The organism is Imperialibacter sp., assembly GCF_040222385.1.
Classification (GTDB): Bacteria; Bacteroidota; Bacteroidia; order Cytophagales; family Cyclobacteriaceae; genus Imperialibacter.
Genome location: NZ_JAVKDF010000002.1, coordinates 61,984 through 82,488 on the forward strand (window position 1 = coordinate 61,984; position 20,505 = coordinate 82,488).

At 47.1% G+C, this 20,505-nt stretch carries 22 protein-coding genes; 15 read left to right on the forward strand and 7 right to left on the reverse strand.

Annotation, left to right across the window (positions count from 1 at the left end):
- Positions 1-160 precede the first annotated feature (160 nt).
- From RIG68_RS00325 to RIG68_RS00340, 4 genes are all read left to right on the forward strand, one after another.
- On the forward strand, positions 161-1,636 hold the full coding sequence (locus tag RIG68_RS00325) for a flavin monoamine oxidase family protein (RefSeq protein WP_350117646.1): 1,476 nt from the start codon (positions 161-163) through the stop codon (positions 1,634-1,636).
- 603 nt (positions 1,637-2,239) lie between these two features.
- Positions 2,240-3,574 carry a DNA recombination protein RmuC gene (locus RIG68_RS00330; protein WP_350117648.1) on the forward strand — a complete coding sequence of 445 codons (1,335 nt, stop codon included), beginning with the start codon at positions 2,240-2,242 and terminating at the stop codon, positions 3,572-3,574.
- Between the two features lie 59 nt (positions 3,575-3,633).
- Positions 3,634-4,014: a co-chaperone GroES gene (locus tag RIG68_RS00335; RefSeq protein ID WP_350092650.1), complete on the forward strand. Its 381-nt coding sequence runs from the start codon at positions 3,634-3,636 to the stop codon at positions 4,012-4,014.
- A gap of 16 nt (positions 4,015-4,030) precedes the next feature.
- Entirely contained in the window at positions 4,031-4,609 is a 579-nt protein-coding gene (locus RIG68_RS00340) for a Uma2 family endonuclease (protein WP_350117650.1), read from the forward strand.
- A 4-nt stretch (positions 4,610-4,613) separates the two neighbouring features.
- On the opposite strand, the gene RIG68_RS00345 is transcribed toward RIG68_RS00340, so the two are convergent.
- Positions 4,614-5,597, reverse strand: coding sequence for a Gfo/Idh/MocA family protein (locus RIG68_RS00345; RefSeq protein ID WP_350117652.1), 984 nt, complete (start codon positions 5,595-5,597; stop codon positions 4,614-4,616).
- Positions 5,598-5,683: 86 nt separating this feature from the next.
- Positions 5,684-6,913, reverse strand: coding sequence for an FAD-dependent oxidoreductase (locus RIG68_RS00350; RefSeq protein ID WP_350117654.1), 1,230 nt, complete (start codon positions 6,911-6,913; stop codon positions 5,684-5,686).
- Between the two features lie 106 nt (positions 6,914-7,019).
- Between RIG68_RS00350 and RIG68_RS00355 the strand changes: the two genes are divergently transcribed.
- The 4 genes from RIG68_RS00355 to RIG68_RS00370 all read left to right on the forward strand — a co-directional run bounded on the left by RIG68_RS00355 (position 7,020) and on the right by RIG68_RS00370 (position 10,907).
- A complete protein-coding gene (locus RIG68_RS00355; protein ID WP_350117656.1) occupies positions 7,020-7,937 on the forward strand; it encodes a hypothetical protein in 918 nt (305 codons plus the stop codon).
- Positions 7,934-8,344, forward strand: coding sequence for a DUF2141 domain-containing protein (locus RIG68_RS00360; RefSeq protein ID WP_350117658.1), 411 nt, complete (start codon positions 7,934-7,936; stop codon positions 8,342-8,344). The genes RIG68_RS00355 and RIG68_RS00360 overlap by 4 nt, the downstream gene beginning before the upstream one ends.
- 59 nt (positions 8,345-8,403) lie before the next feature.
- Positions 8,404-9,342, forward strand: coding sequence for a DUF1684 domain-containing protein (locus tag RIG68_RS00365; protein ID WP_350117660.1), 939 nt, complete (start codon positions 8,404-8,406; stop codon positions 9,340-9,342).
- Between the two features lie 80 nt (positions 9,343-9,422).
- Positions 9,423-10,907: an SLC13 family permease gene (locus tag RIG68_RS00370; RefSeq protein ID WP_350117662.1), complete on the forward strand. Its 1,485-nt coding sequence runs from the start codon at positions 9,423-9,425 to the stop codon at positions 10,905-10,907.
- A gap of 5 nt (positions 10,908-10,912) precedes the next feature.
- Here RIG68_RS00370 and RIG68_RS00375 read toward each other — a convergent pair whose 3' ends face one another.
- Together RIG68_RS00375 and dusB are read right to left on the reverse strand one after the other, a co-directional pair.
- On the reverse strand, positions 10,913-11,785 hold the full coding sequence (locus RIG68_RS00375; protein ID WP_350117664.1) for a DMT family transporter: 873 nt from the start codon (positions 11,783-11,785) through the stop codon (positions 10,913-10,915).
- Between the two features lie 26 nt (positions 11,786-11,811).
- The gene (gene dusB, locus RIG68_RS00380; RefSeq protein ID WP_350117786.1) at positions 11,812-12,807 is read right to left on the reverse strand and encodes a tRNA dihydrouridine synthase DusB; all 996 of its coding nucleotides are present in this window, start codon (positions 12,805-12,807) and stop codon (positions 11,812-11,814) included.
- A 60-nt stretch (positions 12,808-12,867) separates the two neighbouring features.
- Between dusB and RIG68_RS00385 the strand changes: the two genes are divergently transcribed.
- From RIG68_RS00385 to RIG68_RS00410, 6 genes are all read left to right on the forward strand, one after another.
- Entirely contained in the window at positions 12,868-13,809 is a 942-nt protein-coding gene (locus RIG68_RS00385) for a CPBP family intramembrane glutamic endopeptidase (RefSeq protein WP_350117666.1), read from the forward strand.
- Entirely contained in the window at positions 13,802-14,008 is a 207-nt protein-coding gene (locus RIG68_RS00390; RefSeq protein WP_151997733.1) for a putative signal transducing protein, read from the forward strand. The genes RIG68_RS00385 and RIG68_RS00390 overlap by 8 nt, the downstream gene beginning before the upstream one ends.
- Complete coding sequence (locus RIG68_RS00395) at positions 13,989-14,819, forward strand: phosphatidate cytidylyltransferase (RefSeq protein WP_350117668.1); 831 nt, start codon at positions 13,989-13,991, stop codon at positions 14,817-14,819. Before RIG68_RS00390 ends, RIG68_RS00395 begins: the two co-directional genes overlap by 20 nt.
- A gap of 143 nt (positions 14,820-14,962) precedes the next feature.
- Positions 14,963-16,237: a Glu/Leu/Phe/Val family dehydrogenase gene (locus RIG68_RS00400; RefSeq protein ID WP_317489209.1), complete on the forward strand. Its 1,275-nt coding sequence runs from the start codon at positions 14,963-14,965 to the stop codon at positions 16,235-16,237.
- 4 nt (positions 16,238-16,241) lie between these two features.
- On the forward strand, positions 16,242-16,898 hold the full coding sequence (locus tag RIG68_RS00405) for a phosphatidylserine decarboxylase family protein (protein WP_350117670.1): 657 nt from the start codon (positions 16,242-16,244) through the stop codon (positions 16,896-16,898).
- A gap of 74 nt (positions 16,899-16,972) precedes the next feature.
- The gene (locus RIG68_RS00410) at positions 16,973-17,455 is read left to right on the forward strand and encodes an RDD family protein (protein ID WP_151997737.1); all 483 of its coding nucleotides are present in this window, start codon (positions 16,973-16,975) and stop codon (positions 17,453-17,455) included.
- Here the strand turns inward: RIG68_RS00410 and msrC are convergent.
- Positions 17,445-17,927, reverse strand: coding sequence for a free L-methionine (R)-S-oxide reductase MsrC (msrC, locus tag RIG68_RS00415; RefSeq protein WP_350117672.1), 483 nt, complete (start codon positions 17,925-17,927; stop codon positions 17,445-17,447). The genes RIG68_RS00410 and msrC overlap by 11 nt on opposite strands.
- Positions 17,927-18,964, reverse strand: a complete 1,038-nt coding sequence (ribD, locus tag RIG68_RS00420) for a bifunctional diaminohydroxyphosphoribosylaminopyrimidine deaminase/5-amino-6-(5-phosphoribosylamino)uracil reductase RibD (RefSeq protein ID WP_350117674.1) — start codon at positions 18,962-18,964, stop codon at positions 17,927-17,929. The genes msrC and ribD overlap by 1 nt, the downstream gene beginning before the upstream one ends.
- Positions 18,965-19,012: 48 nt before the next feature.
- On the opposite strand from ribD, the gene prmC reads away from it, so the two are divergent.
- The gene (gene prmC, locus RIG68_RS00425; RefSeq protein ID WP_350117676.1) at positions 19,013-19,879 is read left to right on the forward strand and encodes a peptide chain release factor N(5)-glutamine methyltransferase; all 867 of its coding nucleotides are present in this window, start codon (positions 19,013-19,015) and stop codon (positions 19,877-19,879) included.
- Here the strand turns inward: prmC and RIG68_RS00430 are convergent.
- Positions 19,876-20,499, reverse strand: coding sequence for a hypothetical protein (locus RIG68_RS00430; protein ID WP_350117678.1), 624 nt, complete (start codon positions 20,497-20,499; stop codon positions 19,876-19,878). The two genes, prmC and RIG68_RS00430, sit on opposite strands and share 4 nt — an antisense overlap.
- Positions 20,500-20,505: the final 6 nt, after the last annotated feature.

Here is a 20,505-nt window from a genome sequence, read left to right on the forward strand (position 1 = left end):
ATTTCATTTAGTTAACGGCTCGTCTGTGGAGGGCGTGTCTCAAGCCCAGCGCATTATTCAGAAATTCTGTACTTTCATTTTTGAAGCTCCTTCGAAAGGCCAGCAACGAAGGATATACCATCTGCTTTCAAGTAATTTTACTCGTTAACCTAACCACACCATGCACCCTACCTTTACCCGCCGGGACTTTGTAAAACTCAGTTCAATTCTCGCAGCCGCTTTGGCCACACAGCCTGTGCAGGCACTGTCCGTCAACGACCCCTGGAAAACGAGACGGGGCAATAAGCAGAAAGTCATCATTATCGGCGCAGGCATGTCTGGCTTGTCGGCTGGTATGGAACTGCGCAACCTGGGTCATGACGTCCAAATCGTTGAGGGGCAGATGAGGGCCGGAGGGCGTGTGTTCACTGCCCGAAACATGTTTGCTGACGGACTCTATGCCGACATGGGCGCCGCCCGAATCCCTGAAGACCATGAGTGGACCATGAAATACGTGAAGCAATACGGGCTTGAGTTATATCCTTTCAACCCAGCTGAAGGCGGTTTGCTGCACATGGTAAAAGGAAAAAAAATCCGCTATACCAGCAACCAACCAGCTCCATTGAAAGATTATCCCTTTTCGCTCACCCCCAAAGAAGTCGCCATGGACTGGGCGGGCATTAGTACACAACCGTTTCAATCCATCATGACTCAGGTGGGTGATGCCCGGGATTTGAGCTGGCCACCAGCTGCCATTGCAGGCTACGACAAGCTCACTTTCAAGGAGTTTCTTGTGAGCGAGGGCTACAGCCCGGATATCGCTGGTGCGCTGATGCTGGGTTGGGAAGAAGCAGGAGAAAAAGGTCTTTACTTCTCGATTCTTGAGATGGTTCGGGAGACAAGCTTGTCGTTTGGTGCCACTCGCAACAAGATTGTGGGAGGCAATGACCTGCTGCCCCGTGCGTTGGCCAAAGACCTTGAGCGATTGATACAATACGGCACCAAAGTGCTGGCCGTCGATCAGAATGAGACGGGTGTAAGCGTAACCGTGGATAGAGGAGGTGAACGCTCCACACTCACGGCCGACAGGGTGATTTGTACCCTGCCCTTGCCGGTGCTGAAGAAAATGGATTTTGTGAAGACGCTTTCGAACCCCAAACAAACTGCTATCAACAATATGGGGGGCTGGAACCTCGGCCGCACGGCGATGCAGGTAAGAGACCGCTACTGGAAAAAGGACGGCCTGACGGGCTTTGCAGCCACTGACCTACCTTCCGAAATCTGGGATCCACACTACGAATCAGATGCGACCAGGGGTATTATCGCACACTATGTGAAAGGCAGGGACGCTGGTAAGTTTATGACAATGAGTGCTGAGGAGCGCCTGGCCTTTTCTGCCAACCACGTCGACTCAGTCTTTCCCGGCCTCAAGCCGCAGCTGGAAGGGGCGTTTATTAAAGTATGGGGTGAGGACCCCTGGGCCGGGTATGCGCACGCCATTGGCACACCCAATGATTTAACGCAACACCTGCCCCACCTGATCACTGCCGAGGGACGCATTCACTTTGCCGGGGAGCATGCTTCCGCCTACCATGGCTGGATCCAGGGCGCTATTGAGTCGGGTAACAGAACGGCGAAGGAGGTAAATAGTTTTTAGATGAAGAAGGTTTCCTTCAGATTGATCCCTTTTGCAGGAAGAATTGAAGATACAGCCGGACAAGTAAAAAAGTGTGCAATATAAGTTAGTTGCTTTTCTCGACGGATGCGCAATGCCTGGTTTGACACAAATACTTTTCATACCGTCGGACATCAGCAAGAAAACCGTCATTGGTGGTCGAAAACTGTGCGCACGGTCTCGTTTCCCGGGGGACAGGCGATGATGAGTAAAAGAAAGAATGCGATGACCCTGAACCGAAGCTGCATATTGTAAAATAACAACATGTGAGACAAAGGGAAAGAAGTTCCTGGCCACGGTAAACTTCATTCAACACAGACTGGGGTTTTTACCTTCAAGGCTGGTCAACTGACCCTAAACCGGGGGCCATCAAGGGTAAAACAGTTTTGAAAGGCCTGTTATACTTTGTGTTGGCTTCTCTTAGTAAGATATCTTTAAATCATCAACATCTTCCAGGACAATACATTTACCGACCTACGATAGTTGGCAATAAATGAAAATTAGTCGAACATCAGGGATAAAAGGGTAACGAAGGTCTTAACTTAGCGGCACTATTTTCGGTGCTAAAATTCTTACACGTTAACCATGGATTTGATTTCACTCCTTATCGGATTAGCCATTGGCTTGGTGGCTACAGCACTTGTCCTGCTAGCCAGGCAGTCGACCACCAAACAAAGTTTGCAACATGAGTTTGAAGCAAAAAGCAATGAGCAGAATACACAAAACGCCCTACTGAAGGGCAAGCTGGAAGATGTGGAGAAAGAAGCCGCTGGGTACGTGCAAGAGATTAAGTCAGAAAGAGAAAAGGTAATTCAACTGAGCACAAGAAATTCCACGCTGGAGGCCAATTATAAAAATCTACAGGAGAGGCTGGACGAGCACAAAAAGGAAGTGGCTAAGCTCCAGCAACGTTTCACCGTAGAGTTCAAGCACCTTGCTCAGGAAATCTTTGAAGAAAAAAGTAAAAAATTCACTGACCAGAATAAGACGAATATAGCCGAGGTGCTCAATCCGCTACGGGAGAAAATAGCCGAGTTTGAAAAAAAGGTGGAAGACACGAACAAAGAAAGCCTGAAGTGGAACAGCAGCCTGAGCGAGCAAATCAAAAACCTCCGTGAGTTGAATCAACAGATTACCAAAGAAGCGGAGAACCTCACCCGAGCCTTGAAAGGCGACAGCAAATCACAGGGAAGCTGGGGTGAAATGCAGCTGGAGGCGATCCTCGAAAAAGCCGGCCTCCAAAAAGACATCCACTATTTCAAAGAGAAGAACTTCAAGAATGAGGACGGCTCCAATCAGCGCCCCGACTACATCATCAAACTTCCGGATGAAAAGTATCTGGTCCTTGATTCAAAAGTGTCGCTAACTGCCTATACTAACTTTTTCAATGCCGAAAACGACCTGGAACAAGCGAAATTCCTGAAGCTGCATATTGATAGCATTTACAGCCATATCAAGTTGCTCGGCGAGCGCAACTACCAAAACCTGTACGAAATCAGCCAGCCCGACTATGTGATGATGTTTGTGGCAAACGAACCTGCACTGACTGTTGCTTACAAAGAGGATCATGCACTCTATGAAAAAGGGCTAGACAAAAATATCGTGCTGGTGTCCACCACTACACTCCTTGCCACCCTGCGCACTATTTCGTACATATGGAAGCAGGACATGCAGAACAAAAATGCTGAAGAGATTGCGAGGCAGGCTGGTGCACTCTACGACAAGTTCGATGGTTTCGTGGCCGACTTGGTGAAGGTGGGCAACAGCCTTAAACAAACCAAAGAAAACTACGATGCGGCAATGAATAAGCTGGTAGATGGCAAGGACAACCTTGTTCGCAAAACCGAGCGGTTGAGAGAGCTGGGAGCTAAAACTACCAAGCAACTTGACCAAAGGCTCATCGACAGATCAATGGACTAAACTGTTTTGTGCATTTTTTGGTTTAAGAGTAGCTTTGAAACCTGATGAAGGGAAAAAGAATGGAATTGACAGCAGACAACAAGCTGAAAAAGCTGGTGATAGTGGGCGACAGGGTATTGGTCAAGCCAAAAAAGGAATCAGAGAAAACCGAAAGTGGGCTTTACCTGCCTCCGGGAGTTCAGGAGAAGGAAAAAATACAAAGCGGATACATCGTGAAAGCGGGGCCTGGCTACCCCATCCCTATGCAAACTGACGACGATGAGCCATGGAAAGCTGAAGAGGACAAAGTGAAATATGTACCGCTTCAGGCAAAAGAAGGGGACATGGCCATTTTCCTGCAAAAGGCTGCTTTTGAGGTGCACTACAAAGGCGAAAAGTACTTCATTGTGCCGCAGTCGGCTATTTTGATGCTGGAGCGGGAAGAGGATTTGTTTGATTAGACTTCAGTTTATCTAAATGGCAGCCACTTTCTTAAAATTTCCTGAAAGAATCCGATTTTCGGGTGACGAATTGCTGGAAATCTGCTTGGCTAACAAAGAACTACGTATAGAAAGAGACGTGCAGGGGAATCTTATCGTTGATTCCCTGGCGGGATGCCGTACAAGCAGCTTCGGTTTAAAAATTCTAGCACAACTTTGCAACTGGGTAGAGGAAAATTCCAGCCTTGGAATAGCCTTTTCCAATGGCGGATTTATTTTGCCCGATGGCTCCATGAAAGCTGCTCCCGCAACCTGGGTGTCGTTAGAAAAATGGAGTCAAATCAGCGACGAACAGAAAAACAAGTTTGCACCAATTACTCCCGATTTTATCATCGAACTTAAGTCTCCTTCTGATTCCCTTACTACATTAAAGAAAAAGATGGAAGAATGGATAGCCAACGGAGTGCAATTAGGCTGGCTGATCGACCCAGAACTGAAAAAAGCGTTTATCTACAGGCCTTCTCAGCCTGTCAAAGAGGTTGACTCATTTGATTTTTTCCTGGACGGCGAAAACGTGCTACCTGGCTTCCAACTGGACCTTTCGAAATTGACATAGAAGATTAAACATCCGCCTCATACTTCAACCCAATCTTTTCTCTGATCCTATCGAGGGTCTTTAATACAAGAAGGCTGTCGCCATAGCTCCAAAGATCGCTCTCTGTTTTGCCTTCATCCAGGCATTTGTGCACTTCCGTTATCTGATAGTTGAGGCCATTGCTCGGGTAGTCAAACTTGACCAGGCCCCGGGGTTTCCAGTCAGTAAAAATGTTGATGTTGGTTTGTCCCCAAAAAGGCTGGTCAATTTGAATGCGACTCTTCGATCCGTTGATGCTGGCCACTTGGGTATTATTTGAAATAATCGAGCATGAAAGGCTGGCAATGGCACCATTGTCGTATTCCAGCAGCATGGCACACTGCTCGTCTACGCCAGTTGGACCAATCACTCCGCTGGCCTGTATTTTTGCAGGCTCGCCCAAAAGAGCAGTAGTGAGAAATACCGGATAGATACCCACGTCCAGCAATGCCCCGCCACCCAATTCTTTGTTAAACAGTCGAGCCCCCGGGTCATAAGGAGCTTTGAAGCCGAAATCAGCCTGGATAGAAACAACATGTCCTATCTCTTCCTTTTTCACTATCTCAATCACCCGCTTCATCGACGGAAGAAACCTTGTCCACAAAGCTTCCATTATAAACACACCTGACTCACTGGCCACCTCATATACCTCTTTGGCCTGCTGGTAATTCATAGCAAACGGCTTCTCGCAAAGAACTGGCTTGCCAAAACGCAGACAGGCCTTGGCCAGTGATGCGTGGGACGGGTGTGTAGTGGCAATGTAAACTATGTCAACTTCCTTGTCGAGAATGAGATCTTCATAGTTATCGTAAAACGTCTTTGCTTCAAAACGTTCAGCAAAAGCCTCTGCATTTTGTCTGTCTCTGGAGGCCACCGCTACCAGCTGGGCAGTGGGAATCACTTTTAACGCTTCCGCAAATTTGTGGGCAATTCTCCCCAGTCCAACAATCCCCCAGCGATAGGTATTCATTAATTCTCTTTTATTAGAATAGTATTAGACAAATCTTTAGCTAAATACATCAATATTTTCATTTGAACGCCAATTTATAACAATAGTTATACTATCAAACCACTACTTTTTAACCTGCTGAGTGAGAGCAAAGTAGGGAGCCCCTGCTGACCGGCGATAATACTTGCTGCCAGCTTGCCCAGGCCAGGCCCATGCTTGAAACCATGTCCCGATCCTCCACCCAGCAACCAAACGTTCGAAGCTTCGGGATGTGTGTCCAGAATAAAGCTCCCATCAGGCGTATTTGTGTATTGACACACCCTAGACTCAACCAGTGGCAGACTTCCCAGGCCCGGAAACCGGTGATGCGCATAATCTCTTGCTCTCTCCACTTCCGACTCTTCTGGTATCCGGCTCTGTGTTGTTGGGTCAATTTCACGACCCCGCTTGTCGGACGCTACCTTAAAGCCCCTGTGGAAGCCGCCGGGAATGCCATAAAAGCCGCCCTCATGAGCCATATCAATCCAGCTAGGCAAATTTGCTTCAAAAAACCCAGCTTTTGCAGCAGGCAAACCAAAGTAATGTACTTCCTGGCGGGTCACGGCCAGGTGCGGGGCAAGCACATCTGAAAACAACGACTTAAGCCACGGCCCCCCGGCGAACAGGTAGATGTCTGACTCATGCCTGCTCCCGGATGAAGTTTCGCAGGCTCCTATTTTTCCTTTTTTGACCACACCAGGCTTTAGCGCCTCAGCAACATATTGCCCTCCCTCAGAGACAAATTTTTTCAGCACAGCCTGACAGCTTTCCCTGGCTTTAAGCACACCTGCCTTTTCTTCCAGAATCAGGTATGAAAGATCGGAACAATTCACATACGAAAACCGATCCGGCACTTCAGTGGCTTTGTAAAGCTGGTAAGGAAGCTTCAAACCATCCATCTGAACGACGGCGCTCTCCATCTCGTTGTCATTTTCACCCACCATCCACAAATTGCCCGTAGTATGCAATAGCTTGCTGCCTTCCCAAGCCTCTGCCTCCTTCCACATATCGTACGACTCATTAGCCAGCTTTGTGTAAAAGGTGTTGCTGCCATATACGCTTCTCATTAGTCTGGTCTCGCCTCCGGAACTTGACAAGGAATTGCCCGCACCCCATGGATCAAACAGCGTTACTTTGTAGCCAAGCCTAAGCAAATTCAACGCTGTCCACCCGCCAAAAGCACCCGCACCAGCCACGGCAATACGGCTGGACAAAGGAAGCGATGGTATCAAGCCAGCCACAACATTATCGGCCTCAGCGTATCTGGGGGCAATGGTCGACATATTTTTCCAGGCCATGGGGTATAATTATTTTGATGTGTTATTAGAGTTCTGGTAACTTGATTTTACTTGGTAAATGAAATTTATGTAATATTGAATTAGAACCTTAATTAAAACGAAAATTATGGAAGAACAGGCGTCAGGATTTCTTCTTGCTTGGCACAACTTCATGGAAAATGGAGCCTATGTATTGATTGCTCTCGCAGTTGTTATATACATCATTACAAAGCTTCGCATTTCCAGTTTTAAAGAGCTCAAGCAGAAGTATGATTTTACCAGTAAGTATGAATCAAAGCTCCTTTGGGTGATGCATTTGTGCATTGCGCTGGCCATTACAGCGTATGCCAACACTTACAAAGACGAGACAGTCGAACTGAACTTTGTGTGGTTCTTCGTTAGGCTGTTTATCACCATTGCCATAGGTACTTTGTACGGTTATGTTGCATTTCTTATCCTTAAATTTTACTACCCTACAGCCCAGTCCAAAAGGCTGAAAAAGTTCAGATATACTCCCCGGGTGAATCCCAAAACTGGCAACAAGATGAAGCTGCTTAGTGAAGAAGAAGAGGATGTTTACCTTGACGAGGGGATGCAGGCGGAGGAGAATATCTTCAGTGTTGACTATGACGTATGGATAGATCAGGAAACAGGCGAAACCAAGATTGAAAAGTATCCGGGCAACCTCATTGCGATAGAGTGCGACAGGTGTGGTTTCCAAACGCTGAAGCTCGAAAGTGAGGAAATTATCAGCGAGGCCACGGAAACAGAGGAAGGTAAAATTGTGCAGCACTACAAATGCTCATACTGTAACCGCATAAAGCACAAAGACAAGAAACTGGGGCTGGTTAGAAAAGACGGCCAGTTTATTGTGCCGGAGAACGCCACGTTTGTCGATGATCCTTTGGGTGGTAAAAAGGTGATTCTTATCAAGGTGGAGATTCACGCCAAAGACGGTGAATCTAAATCCTTCGAGTTCCAAAACCTTAAAGAGGCGCAGAAATTCATGGACGAGTTTGACTTTGACCGTGTAGTGGAAAAGTGATAGTCGTAGTTCTAAGCCTTCTTTTGAATTGGCTCCAAAGTGATTCATCAGGCACACTTACTGTGGAGATCAAAGGGATAAAAAATGTAAAGGGCGACATTCGTGTGGCCCTTTACGATTTAAAAGAGAATTTTCTTACGGATCGGCTTTACAAAGGCAGGGTAGAAAAGGTAAACGGAGAGTCGGTCCGGGTACAATTCACAAATCTTCCCTTTGGCTCGTATGCTGTTAGTGTGTTTCACGACGAAAATGAAAACGGCAAGCTTGACACGGGCCTTTTCGGCATACCAAAAGAACCTTATGGTTTTGGAAATGATTCTATGGGGCTACTCGGCCCTCCTGATTTCGAAGAAGCTTCAGTTACCTTTCAAGCAAAGACTACCACCCACAGCATCTCGCTTCGATAATTCGTCAGATCTTACTATCTCGTAAAACGGAAAAGCATAGTCTACCGACCAATCCAGCCATGAAAGTTTCAACGATAATTACCCATCTTTGCTTTTTATCGCTTATCAGCTCATTTCTTTTGACCTCTTGCGACCATAAAATGTCGGAGGAAGAAGTAGCAGCCTACAAAGTAGCTCATCAAAAATGGCAACAGGAACGAATTGAAAAACTGAAGGCCCCCAACGGCTATGTGAATCTTGCAGGGCTTTACATGCTCAACAAAGGCCTCTCTGCCTTCGGATCGGATTCGTCCAATAAGATCGTTTTTCCTGAAAAAGCTCCCGCCTTTCTTGGTAAGCTGCGAGTAACTAATACCAAATCTGTACTGTATGAGGCCCCTTCTGAGCCTGTGGTAATGATGAAGGAAGCGGGAAAAGACTCCACCTGGGAAGCCCCGGCCATGCAGTTGGTTTATGACGACTCTATGCGTATGAGTCTGCAAATGAGCCACGAGTCGCTTACCTGGTTTGTCATTAAAAGAGGTGATGAGCTGGCAGTGCGCCTTCGGGACTTTGAAAGCCCAAAATTAGACTCACTCCAATCGATCGATTCCTATCCTGTGGATGTAAATTGGGTGGTCACCGCTGAGTTTGAGCCATACGACCCGCCTAAAGTGCTCACAATCCAAAATATCCTTGGCATCACTTATGAGCAGCCAAGCCCGGGAAGGCTTGTGTTTGAAAAAGATGGCGACGAGTATGCGCTCGATGTGACAGAAGAAGGTGACGAGTTTTTTGTGACTTATGCTGATGAAACAACGGGACAAGAAACGTACGGAGGCGGCCGCTATATGTATACTACTAAACCAAACAGCAGCGGGGAAGTAGTGATGGATTTCAACAAGGGGTACAATCCACCCTGCGTGTACACACCGTTTGCCACCTGTCCACTGCCTCCCCCTCAAAACAAGTTGAAGGTGGCAATATTGGCCGGGGAAAAGTTTGCCAGCCGCTATTGATTCTCACACTTTTGATCAAAGGATTGGGCTTTTCTGTGCGATTTTCTAATTTCAGGCACCTACCTAAATATATCCACTGAATGGAAAGCAAATCGCTGGCTTCTAAAATTGGACTCGTGCTGGGGCCAGTCCTTTTCATCATCTTCCAGTTTATCGTGCAGCCCGAAGGGATGAGCGAATCCGGTCGCTCGGTCTTAGCCTGCACGCTTTGGGTAGCCACCTGGTGGACAACAGAAGCCATTCCTATGGCTGCTACTTCATTATTGCCCATTGTGATACTGCCATTAACCGGCGGCGCCAAAATTGACACAGTAACAGCCGCTTATGGCAATAAAATTTTATTCCTCTACATGGGAGGCTTTATTATCGCCATTGCCATGGAGAAGTGGAACCTGCACAAAAGGATCGCTCTCACTATTATTTCATGGGTAGGCACTAACAGCAGAGGCATTGTGCTAGGCTTCATTATCGCTACAGCCTTTCTATCCATGTGGATTTCCAATACGGCCACATCCCTAATGATGGTGACGATTGGCATTGCTCTCATCAGTCAGCTTGGAGGCATTATCGACAAGAGTGACATGCCTGACAAAGTGAAGCTCAAGGCGAATTTAGGCAAGGCACTGATGCTCAGCATTGCCTATGCGGCTTCCATTGGGGGTATGGGAACACTGATAGGTACGCCCACCAATGTTGTTTTTTCCGCCATCGCTCAGCAGCTTTTCGATGTCGAAATATCTTTTGCTCTTTGGATGGCTTTTGCTATGCCTCTTGTCATTGTTTTGTTGGCAATCCTCTGGTGGTATATGGTCAGGGTGGCTTACCCCCTACCTAAAAAGCCACTTGCCGGAGGCAGAAAACAAATTGAGGACGACCTGAAAGAACTGGGCAAAATGAGCTGGGAAGAAAAAGCCGTTTTCGCCGTTTTTATCCTGACTGCATTTTCCTGGATGACCAGTTCATTCCTTCTCAGGGAAATCTTACCTGGGATCGACGACACGATCATTGCTATGAGTGGCGCATTGGCTTTGTTTCTTGTTCCTGCTAAAAGTGAAACCAGCAAAATGGTCATGGACTGGGAGTCGGCGGTGAAGCTCCCCTGGGGCATAATTGTTCTTTTCGGTGGCGGGCTGGCATTGGCAGCTGGCTTTCAGGAGTCTGGCCTGGCGGAATGGATCGGCCAGCAAATGTCGTTGCTCGAAGGCGTTAACCTTCTGCTTCTTATTTTTATAGTCGCCCTTTTACTCAACTTCCTAACTGAGGTAACGTCCAACGTTGCTACGGCTTCTATCATGCTGCCGATTTTGGCTGCACTTTCTCAGTCGATTGGCGTGCATCCCTTTGGGTTGATGATTGCTGCCACCCTGGCGGCGTCTTGCGCCTTTATGCTACCGATAGCTACACCACCTAATGCGATCGTATTTAGTTTTGGTCATGTGGAAATGAAAGACATGATTCGAAAAGGCTTTGCACTGAACCTCACCAGCACGGTGCTGATAACGCTTTCAGTTTATTTTTTGATGGAGCTGGTGCTCGGTATCGACTTGTCAGTTAACCCGTTTTAAGCGAACTACTTTCTGTTGGCGATAAAAACACCCGCAAGAATAAGCGCCATGCTTATATAGTGGGTGACAAGCAATTTTTCGCCATCCAACAGGCCCCATATCACGGCAATGAGTGGTATGATATAAGTAACAGAACTGGTGAACAAGGGTGTCGAAATCTGCACTGTTTTATTGAATATGATCAATGCAATAGCAGTCCCGACAACACCCAGAATGCTGATATAGCCAAGGGCCTCCCAGGCTCCTTTTGTATAAATGATTTTTGTGCTGAAGTCGGTGGCGCTTGCCAGAATAACCAGAGCAAGGGGCAGCACCATGAGCAGCGAAACACTCGTAATTGTCAACGGCTTCAGGTCGCCAAGGTAGGCCTTGATAATGTTAAGATTGGTAGCGTACAAGATAGTAGCAAGCACTACGAACAGCGCATAAAAATTAAAACCCGAAATACCGCTATCGCTACCTGCAAAGATCAAAAGCACAGTGCCCACGAAGCCGATAGCGATGCCTATGGCATTCCTCCTGGTGAAAGTGGAACCAAAAAACCAGCCCCCTATTACTATAGTGAAAAGAGGGGTAAGTGCGTTGAGCGACCCTGCCAGCCCGCTATTGAGATGCGTTTGTGCAAGGGCAAACAAAAAAGCCGGTCCGAAGCTTCCTACAAAGCCAGCAAGAAGAAGAATCTGCCAGTTACGCTTCGAAAGTTTACCAATACGGCTGACAGCAATGGGCAGAAGAAACAAACCTGCTGTTACTATTCTCAGCGCACCGAGTTCCAATGGAGAATAAATTATGAGTCCTCTTTTGATAAGAATAAAGCTGCTGCCCCAAATGAAGGAAAGTGTAATCAATAAAAGCCATGCGAGCGCTTTGTCACTCATCTGGCTGGCTGGTTTGCTCATATTGTCTATGCCTCCACGAAAGCGTTCATGAATTCCTGCTCCATTTCACAAAGCAGTTGATCTACCTGTTCATAGGTGTCGAACTCCACCAGTTGTTGCCTGTAGGGCTTTATGTTGGGGATGTTTCTAAAATAACTAGTGTAGTGCCTGCGCATTTCCAGGATGCCTGTCTTCTCACCTTTCCATTCAACAGAGAACTTAAGGTGCTTTCTGGCCACCTCTATTCTTTGCTTCATGCTCGGCGCTGTCAGCTTTTCTCCGGTCTTCATGAAATGTTTGATCTCATTAAAAATCCAGGGGTAGCCTATTGCTGCCCTCCCAATCATGATGCCATCAACTCCATACTTGTTCTTGTATTCAAGTGCCTTTTCCGGAGTGTCAATGTCGCCATTGCCAAAGATCGGTATCTGTATCCTCGGATTCTCTTTCACTTTTTTGATTAACGTCCAGTCGGCTTCACCCTTGTAAAGCTGCGCCCTGGTTCGACCATGTATACTCAGCGCTTTGATCCCCACATCCTGTAGTCGCTCGGCCACCTCTTCTATGTTGATACTACTGTCGTCCCAGCCAAGCCTGGTTTTTACTGTCACTGGCAAGCTGGTAGACTTCACCACTGCCTGGGTCAGCCGAACCATCAACGGGATATCCCGAAGTACCCCGGCACCCGCCCCTTTGCAAACCACTTTCTTCACCGGGCAGCCATAGTTGATATCCAAAATATCGGGCTGGGTGGCATCCACTATTCTCGCCGACATAGCCATGGCCTCCTCGTCGCCACCAAAAATCTGAATACCAATGGGCTTTTCGTAAGGAAAAATGTCGAGCTTCTTCCTGCTTTTTATGGCGTCACGGATGAGCCCCTCGCTGCTGATAAACTCGGTGTACATCAGGTCGGCACCGTTATCTTTGCACACTGCACGGAACGGAGGGTCACTTACATCCTCCATGGGTGCCAGCAAAAGCGGGAATTCTCCCAGTTCTATGTTACCTATTTTTACCACCGTATGTCTACCTTTAGGGCCGAATGTGACCAGTTGTGTTACATCAGCTAATCTAACAAGATGCAAAAGTACAATAGTTTCCTTGAAATAAGAGATTTGAAGGGGCCGGGGCTTGGCCTGCTCCAGCTGGTTTTATTTTGTTTTGGTGGAATGATCGTGTTTCAGATAGTTTCCGTGGTGCCGCTGATGCTGCTTTTTAATACGGGGTTTGAAGAAACAATGAGGCTGCTGACGGACATGGGCGACCCACGATCCAAGGTGGCGCTGTACACCACCCAGGCTGTTGGATCGGTCGGAGCGTTTATTCTCGTGCCCCTGTTCTACATCAAACTTTATCAAGGCACAAAAGTAAGCACCTATTTTTCAGTTGACACCCGCTATTGGCAACCATTGATTTATGTCATCCTGATCACTTTTTGTTTCATGGTTGTCAACAGTCTTTTCATAGAATGGAATCTCAACCTGACCTTCCCCGAGTTTATGAGTGGCTTTGAGCAATGGGCTCAAGCCAAAGAGGAACAACTTAAAGTGATTACCGAATACCTGACCGACTTCTCTGGTTTTGGCGAGCTACTGGTTGCTTTGTTTGTAGTCGCCATTATACCCGGCATTGGTGAAGAGCTTCTTTTCAGAGGGCTTATTCAAACCAGGCTTCAGCAACTGGTTCGAAACCCGCATGCGGCCATTTGGATCAGTGCTTTGTTCTTCAGTGCCTTCCACGTTCAATTCTATGGATTTGTGCCAAGGTTATTCTTGGGTGCCCTTTTTGGCTACATTTTCTACTGGTCGGGCAGTCTGGTGCTTGCCATGCTGGCACACTTCTTCAACAACGGGTTCAGCCTGGTAATGCTTTACCTGTACAAAAATGACCTGGTCGACTTCAACATCGACGATACAGAGACTGTGCCTTTGGAAACAGTAGGGTTTTTCTTTATTATTGGTGCTGCCCTCACTTACCTCTTTATTAAGTTTCACAGGAACCTGGAAAACGCTGATGGATAACTGGCAAAAGGTGTTTACAAATAACCAACAACACAAAGCGGAAATTGTGAAGGCAGTATTAGAGGAAAATGATATTTCCGCTGTGGTAGTTAGTAAAAAAGATTCTCTCTATCAGTTGGGCAACTATGAGGTGTATGTTTCATCTGAGAATGTCCTCAGCGCTGTGAAAATGATCAACGATGACATCCATTTTGAATAGGTTCAACAACCTAACCCAAAGAATTATTGCCGCAGTCATAGGAGCCCCCATCTTGCTCTTCCTGATTATTTACAGCCCCTACACCTATTTTGCCATTTTTTTCATTCTGACTCTTCTCACCCAAATGGAGTTTTATAATCTGGTGCGGCTTCACGGCATTTTGCCGTTGCGCTTCCTGGGTTGCTTTATTGGGGCGATTATATTTTGTCTCACCTTCTTTGTTGAAACTGGAGAGATTGACGGTAAATACGCCTTTCTTATTTTTCCTTTGCTGGCAACCATCTTTTTTATCAAGCTCTATAAAAAGAACGAAAAGAACCCATTTACTAATATTGGTTTTACCTTTCTCGGAATTATCTACGTGGCGGTTCCTTTTGCGCTCCTTAACTTTATTGCCTTCTCAAGAGGCGAATATCATTGGGAAATAATAGTTGGCCTGCTGCTGATACTTTGGGCCAGCGATACCGGTGCTTACTTTGCAGGTGTCAACTTTGGCAAGACCAAACTTTTTGAAAGAGTGTCGCCAAAGAAATCATGGGAAGGCAGTGTGGGCGGTGCCCTGACCTCGCTGGCAATGGCTTATGGCCTTTCCATGTTCTTTACTGTGCTGCCCCTCTGGGAATGGCTGGCCGTTTCAGTCATCATCATCGTCGCCGGAACCTATGGCGACCTGGTGGAGTCTCTTTTCAAAAGAAGCATGGAAATCAAAGATTCGGGGAAAAGTATTCCAGGCCATGGAGGGTTTTTGGATCGATTTGATGGTTTGCTGCTTTCTGTCCCGTTTATTATTGTTTTCCTAAGGCTTCTTTGATTTTACCAGCGTGCAAAGCCATCATTCTCCAGATAGTTGACGCCTTTGCTAAAAAATGTACATTTCAGCTTTTTTGAGCAAACTTTCTATTGCTTTTAGTAGCTTTGCCACCGAATACAACACATTAACCCTTTTATATTTTTATGGCTTACATAGAACCGGCACCGATAAAGGACAAAGAAAATCCTTTCGAATCGATGATGTCCAGGTTTGACATTGCAGCAAAATGTCTTGGACTGGATGATGAGGTGTACAACGTGCTGAAGTCACCCGTTAAGCAGGTAATAGTGAACCTTCCTATTACCATGGATGATGGCAGCGTACAAGTGTTTGAAGGCTATCGGGTAATTCACTCCAACATTCTGGGCCCGTCCAAAGGTGGCATCCGCTACGACATGGACGTTCACCTGGATGAAGTAAAAGCATTGGCCGCCTGGATGACGTGGAAATGCGCCGTGGTGGACATTCCCTATGGTGGTGCCAAAGGCGGCATCATCTGCAATCCACGCAATATGTCGCCAGGTGAAATCGAACGGTTGACCAGGGCCTACACGGGCGCACTTGTCGAAATATTCGGGCCTGACAGAGACATTCCCGCCCCCGATATGGGTACCGGTCCTCGTGAAATGGCCTGGTTGATGGACGAATACTCCCGTGCTCAGGGCATGACTGTGAATGCGGTTGTTACGGGCAAGCCGCTCGTCTTAGGTGGTTCTTTGGGCCGCACTGAAGCTACCGGTCGTGGGGTAATGATTACTGCGCTGGCGGCAATGGAGAAATTAAAAATCAATCCTTATCATGCCAAAGTAGCTGTTCAGGGGTTTGGCAACGTAGGGTCATGGGCCGCTACACTTTTGGAAGAAAGAGGCGCCTCAGTCGTTGCCGTTAGTGATATTTCAGGAGCCTACTACAACGACAGCGGAATTGACATTAACAAAGCCATAGAGTATCGCAATGCAAACAACGGCTCACTTGAAGGCTTCAAAGGTGCCGAAAAAATTGCAGGCGACGACCTGCTCACCCTTAACCTCGATGTTTTGGTGCCAGCAGCAAAAGAAGACGTGATTACCGTGCACAACGCAGACCAGATAAAAGCGAAGCTGATTGTGGAAGGCGCCAATGGGCCAACTTCAGCCAAAGCCGATGCTTTGTTGAATGACAAGGGTATCATGGCTGTGCCTGACATCCTGGCCAACGCTGGTGGGGTAACTGTATCCTACTTCGAGTGGGTGCAAAACCGCCTGGGCTATAAGTGGACTGCAGACAGAGTGAGCCGTCGCTCTGACAGAATCATGAAGGATGCGTTCAACAACGTGTTCAAAACCTCTCAGGAGTATAATGTTTCTTTAAGAATAGCCGCTTATATTGTGGCCATCGATAAAGTAGCCAAAACTTATAAATTCAGGGGTAGATTTTAGTAGTATGACCATACACAAAGAAGGTAGAACATTATTGCTGGTAATGGCGATTATTTTCATCGGCTTGAACTACGTAGTTTTCAATTATGTGGCAATGTCGCTTGTTCATACCCTGGTGCTTGCTGCCAGCATAGTGATCTACCTTCTTGTTCTTCAGTTTTTCAGGCTTCCAACATGCGTGACTCCCGAAGACCCTAGAGCTGTTTATGCACCTGCCGAAGGAAAAGTGGTGGTGATTGAAAAAACCACGGAAGACGAATGCCTGAAAGACGAGCGCATACAGATTTCTATTTTTATGTCGCCTCTTAACGTGCATGTCAACCGGGCTCCCATCAAAGGAAAAGTAAGCTTTTTTAAATACCACCCCGGAAAATACCTTGTTGCCTGGCACCCCAAGTCGAGTACCGAAAACGAAAGAACGACCGTGGTGATGGAAAACGACAAGGGTGTGAAAGTGCTGTTCCGCCAAATAGCCGGCGCAGTGGCCCGCCGTATCAAATGGTATGTGAAAGAAGGCGATCAACTGACCCAGGGAGAAGAATTTGGCTTTATTAAATTCGGTTCGAGAGTTGATGTTTTTTTACCGCTTGATGCCAAAATTGAAGTCAACATCAACGACAAAACAACTGGCGGCAAAACGGTGATTGCCAGGCTGGCCTAAAGCATTCGCTTCCACAAAGGTGGTTTAGTGAAAAGAAATTTATATCTTTTCATAAAAACCAACCCTTACACACTATGTCATCTACTAATTATGCTGGATTTTGGCTGCGATTTGTAGCCTACATTATCGACTATATAATTGTTTATGTAGCTCAATCTTTCGTTTTACTACCAATTTTTGCAGCGCTGGGCTTTGGCTTTGCCACCACACCCGGCTTATTTGATGACTCGATGAGCACAGAAGAGGCCGTGGGTATGATAGCTGCTTTTGCTAGCGTAATGAGCGTCACCATTTTCATCACGTTTGCTATTCAAGTGCTCTATTTCTCCTTGATGGAATCGAGCAAAAGCCAAGCCACTGTCGGTAAAATCGCACTCGGCCTGAAAGTTACGGATGCAGACGGTAACAAACTCGATTTTGGCAAAGCCCTGCTCCGGAACCTGGGCAAGATTGTTTCTTCAATGATCCTGGGCATCGGGTATATCATGGCGGGCTTTACAGAAAAGAAACAAGCGCTTCACGACATGATTGCCAGCACACTGGTAGTTAAGAAGTAATTTGAAGCATTTCAATGATTTGTTCGAGGTAGCGCTGGTCTACCTCGTCAAACTCATTGAGTTTGTCGCTGTCCACATCGAGCACGCCAAGCACTTTACCGGCCCTGACGATGGGCAGCACAATTTCCGATTTTGAATCGCCGCTACAGGCAATGTGACCGGGAAACTGATCAACATCCGGCACAATAAAAGTCCTGGCCTCTTTCCACGAAGAGCCACAAACGCCTTTACCCAGGTTGATTCTGGTACAAGCGATTGGCCCCTGAAACGGCCCTAGTACTAGCTGGTCTTCTTTGACCATATAGAAACCAACCCAAAAGAAACCCATCCCATATTTTAATGCGGCGGAAATATTGGCCAGGTTGGCCGTGAGATCAGGTTCTCCCCCGATGAGTGCTTCAATCTGCGGTACAAGTGCTTCGTATTTGTCTTGCTTGGTAGCTTCTTTGGGAATAAACAGCGTTTCTGCCATTAGTTTCTTGTGTAAGTAATGAATGTATCGCCTAAAATATCTTCTTTCCTTAAAATAGTCCCTCCGCAAACTGGAGCCTTTATACCTGTCGTAAATGTCGTGGGTGCATAAAAAACCCTGGCCTCGTCCCAAAGGTTCATTTCTATGAACGATTCGAGCGTTTTGGCACCTCCCTCAATAATCACCGATCGGATGTTTCTTCTTCGAAGATCGGCTAACACCTCGGGTAAATAATGATGTGCATCGACCTTCACAAGCTCAAGGTTGGCGTCTATCGATTCTTGTATCGTTGTATAAATGATCGTGGAAACACTTCCGTCAAGTACATGGTAGTTACCATCCAACTCATCACCAGGATCCAGCACTACCCGCACAGGATTATTGCCTGGCCAATCCCTTGCCGTCAGCTGAGGGTTGTCATATGCCACAGTATTGCTCCCTACCAAAATAGCGTCCTCTTCCGTCCGCCACTTGTGCACCAGCTTTCTTGAATAGGCGTTGCTGATCCACTTCGAGTCATGGTTTTCCCGGGCAACAAAACCATCCATGGTTTGTGCCCATTTTAGGATGATGTAGGGCCTGTGATCTTTCATCGCAGTTAAAAACCGCCGGTTCAGCCACGTAGCCTCCTCAGCCAGCAATCCCACTTGCACTGTGATCCCTGCTTGTTTTAGCTTCTCTATTCCTCTGCCGGCCACTTGCGGGTTGGGATCCTCAACGGCCACCATCACTTCCGCCACCTGCTTGCTGATAAGCAGATCGGCGCAGGGGGGTGTTTTGCCAAAGTGGGAGCAGGGCTCAAGTGTGACATACACAGTGGCGCCTTGAAGCTGCTCAGGGTCTTTTGCCGCATTCACAGCGTTTACTTCGGCATGTGCCTCTCCGTATTTTCGGTGCCAACCTTCTCCAATGACATGGCCGTCTTTCACTATCACGCAGCCAACCAATGGATTGGGACTTGCACTGCCCAAACCTAACTGCGCCAGTTCAATGGCCCGTCGCATGAATACTTGGTGTTGTTCCAAATCAATTGCCATTTGCCTCATAAATTTGACATAAATTGTGAGACAAAAAAATTTATTGCCTTGCCTATCCCCGCTATTACTTCTGCCGACAAACTATTCACCGAAGTGGCCAATCAATTGATCCTGATTTATGGCGCCAATGAAGCACAAAGCATCACGGATTACCTGCTGGAAGGAACTTTGGCAGTTACTGCCAAAGAAAGACTGGCTAAGAAACCACTGGAGTTGTCGGACTTCGATCTCGACGTGCTTGAAGAAGCAGTTAAAAGGCTCAAAAATGAAGAGCCGGTGCAACATGTGGTAGGTTACGGCTGGTTCTATGGCAGAAAATTTCAGGTGAATAAAGAGGTGTTGATTCCCCGCCCTGAAACAGAGGAACTTGTACACTGGATCGTCAATTCTCATGAAAAACCTGACAGAGCAAAGCTTCTGGACATAGGCACCGGCAGTGGCTGCATTCCCATCAGTGCTAAGCTGGAAATGCCGACCTTTCAGTGTGAGGGCTGGGATGTTTCCGAACCAGCCTTGGCAGTTGCCAGAAAGAATGCGAGCAAGCTGGGAGCTGAGATCCAATTCAAACATGCCAATATTCTGGAGGCAATGATCGATAAAGGGGCTTTTAATATCATCGTTAGCAATCCCCCTTACGTGAGACATTCAGAAAAGCCTTTAATGGGCAAAAACGTATTGGCATTTGATCCCAGCCTGGCACTATTTGTTGGGGACGACGACCCGCTCATCTTTTACAGAAAAATTGCCGGGCTGGCACGCACTGGCCTGAAAAACGGAGGCTGGCTTTATTTCGAAATCAATGAAGCCTTCGGAAAGGAAATGAAAGACCTGCTTGATTCATTGAGCTACTCAAATATCGAACTGCGACAGGACATCAATGGCAAAGACAGGATGATCAGAGGACGGGTAGGCTAAAGTTGTTCCTCAAGGAGAAAGGGCAAATTCGAAGAAATAGAGACCATTTCATCCTTTTCAACGTCAAGAGCCATCTTGTTTAATGGGTTCTGAGATGGCTTTGTCGTAAAACCGCTCCACATAAACTCCTGCGGCTCATTGAGTGGCCGAACGGTAAGCCTGGCGCCTGCTGGCAACCACTTGTTGTATTGCCCACTTCGCAGCCACAACCATCGGCTTGTCTCTGTATAGAACACAATGTCCATATTGGCGAAAAAGAGCGCAAACTCCGAAAGGGAAAGGTCAAATGGCGAGGAAAAAATATTGACAGCTTTGTGTCGTTTTGCCAAAAGGTAATGAAGAGCAGCAACGATAGTATTCTGTCCGCTTGTTCTTTCCAAAATGGTCAGGGGGGCGAAAGCTTCCCAGGCGACGGCGTGTTGAATTTTCTCTTCATGGGTCGCCACCACTACATCGGGCTTGATTCCCAGGGTGATTAACACCTCCAGCTCCCCGGCGGGCACCACAATCGTCGGACTCCACTCCAGCAGACTCGCCAGCGTTTCGTCACGAAGCCATGCGGCATTCAGCGTCAACAAAGCCGGCTCTTGTTCATCCCGTACGATATGGTGCGAAGACATTAACAG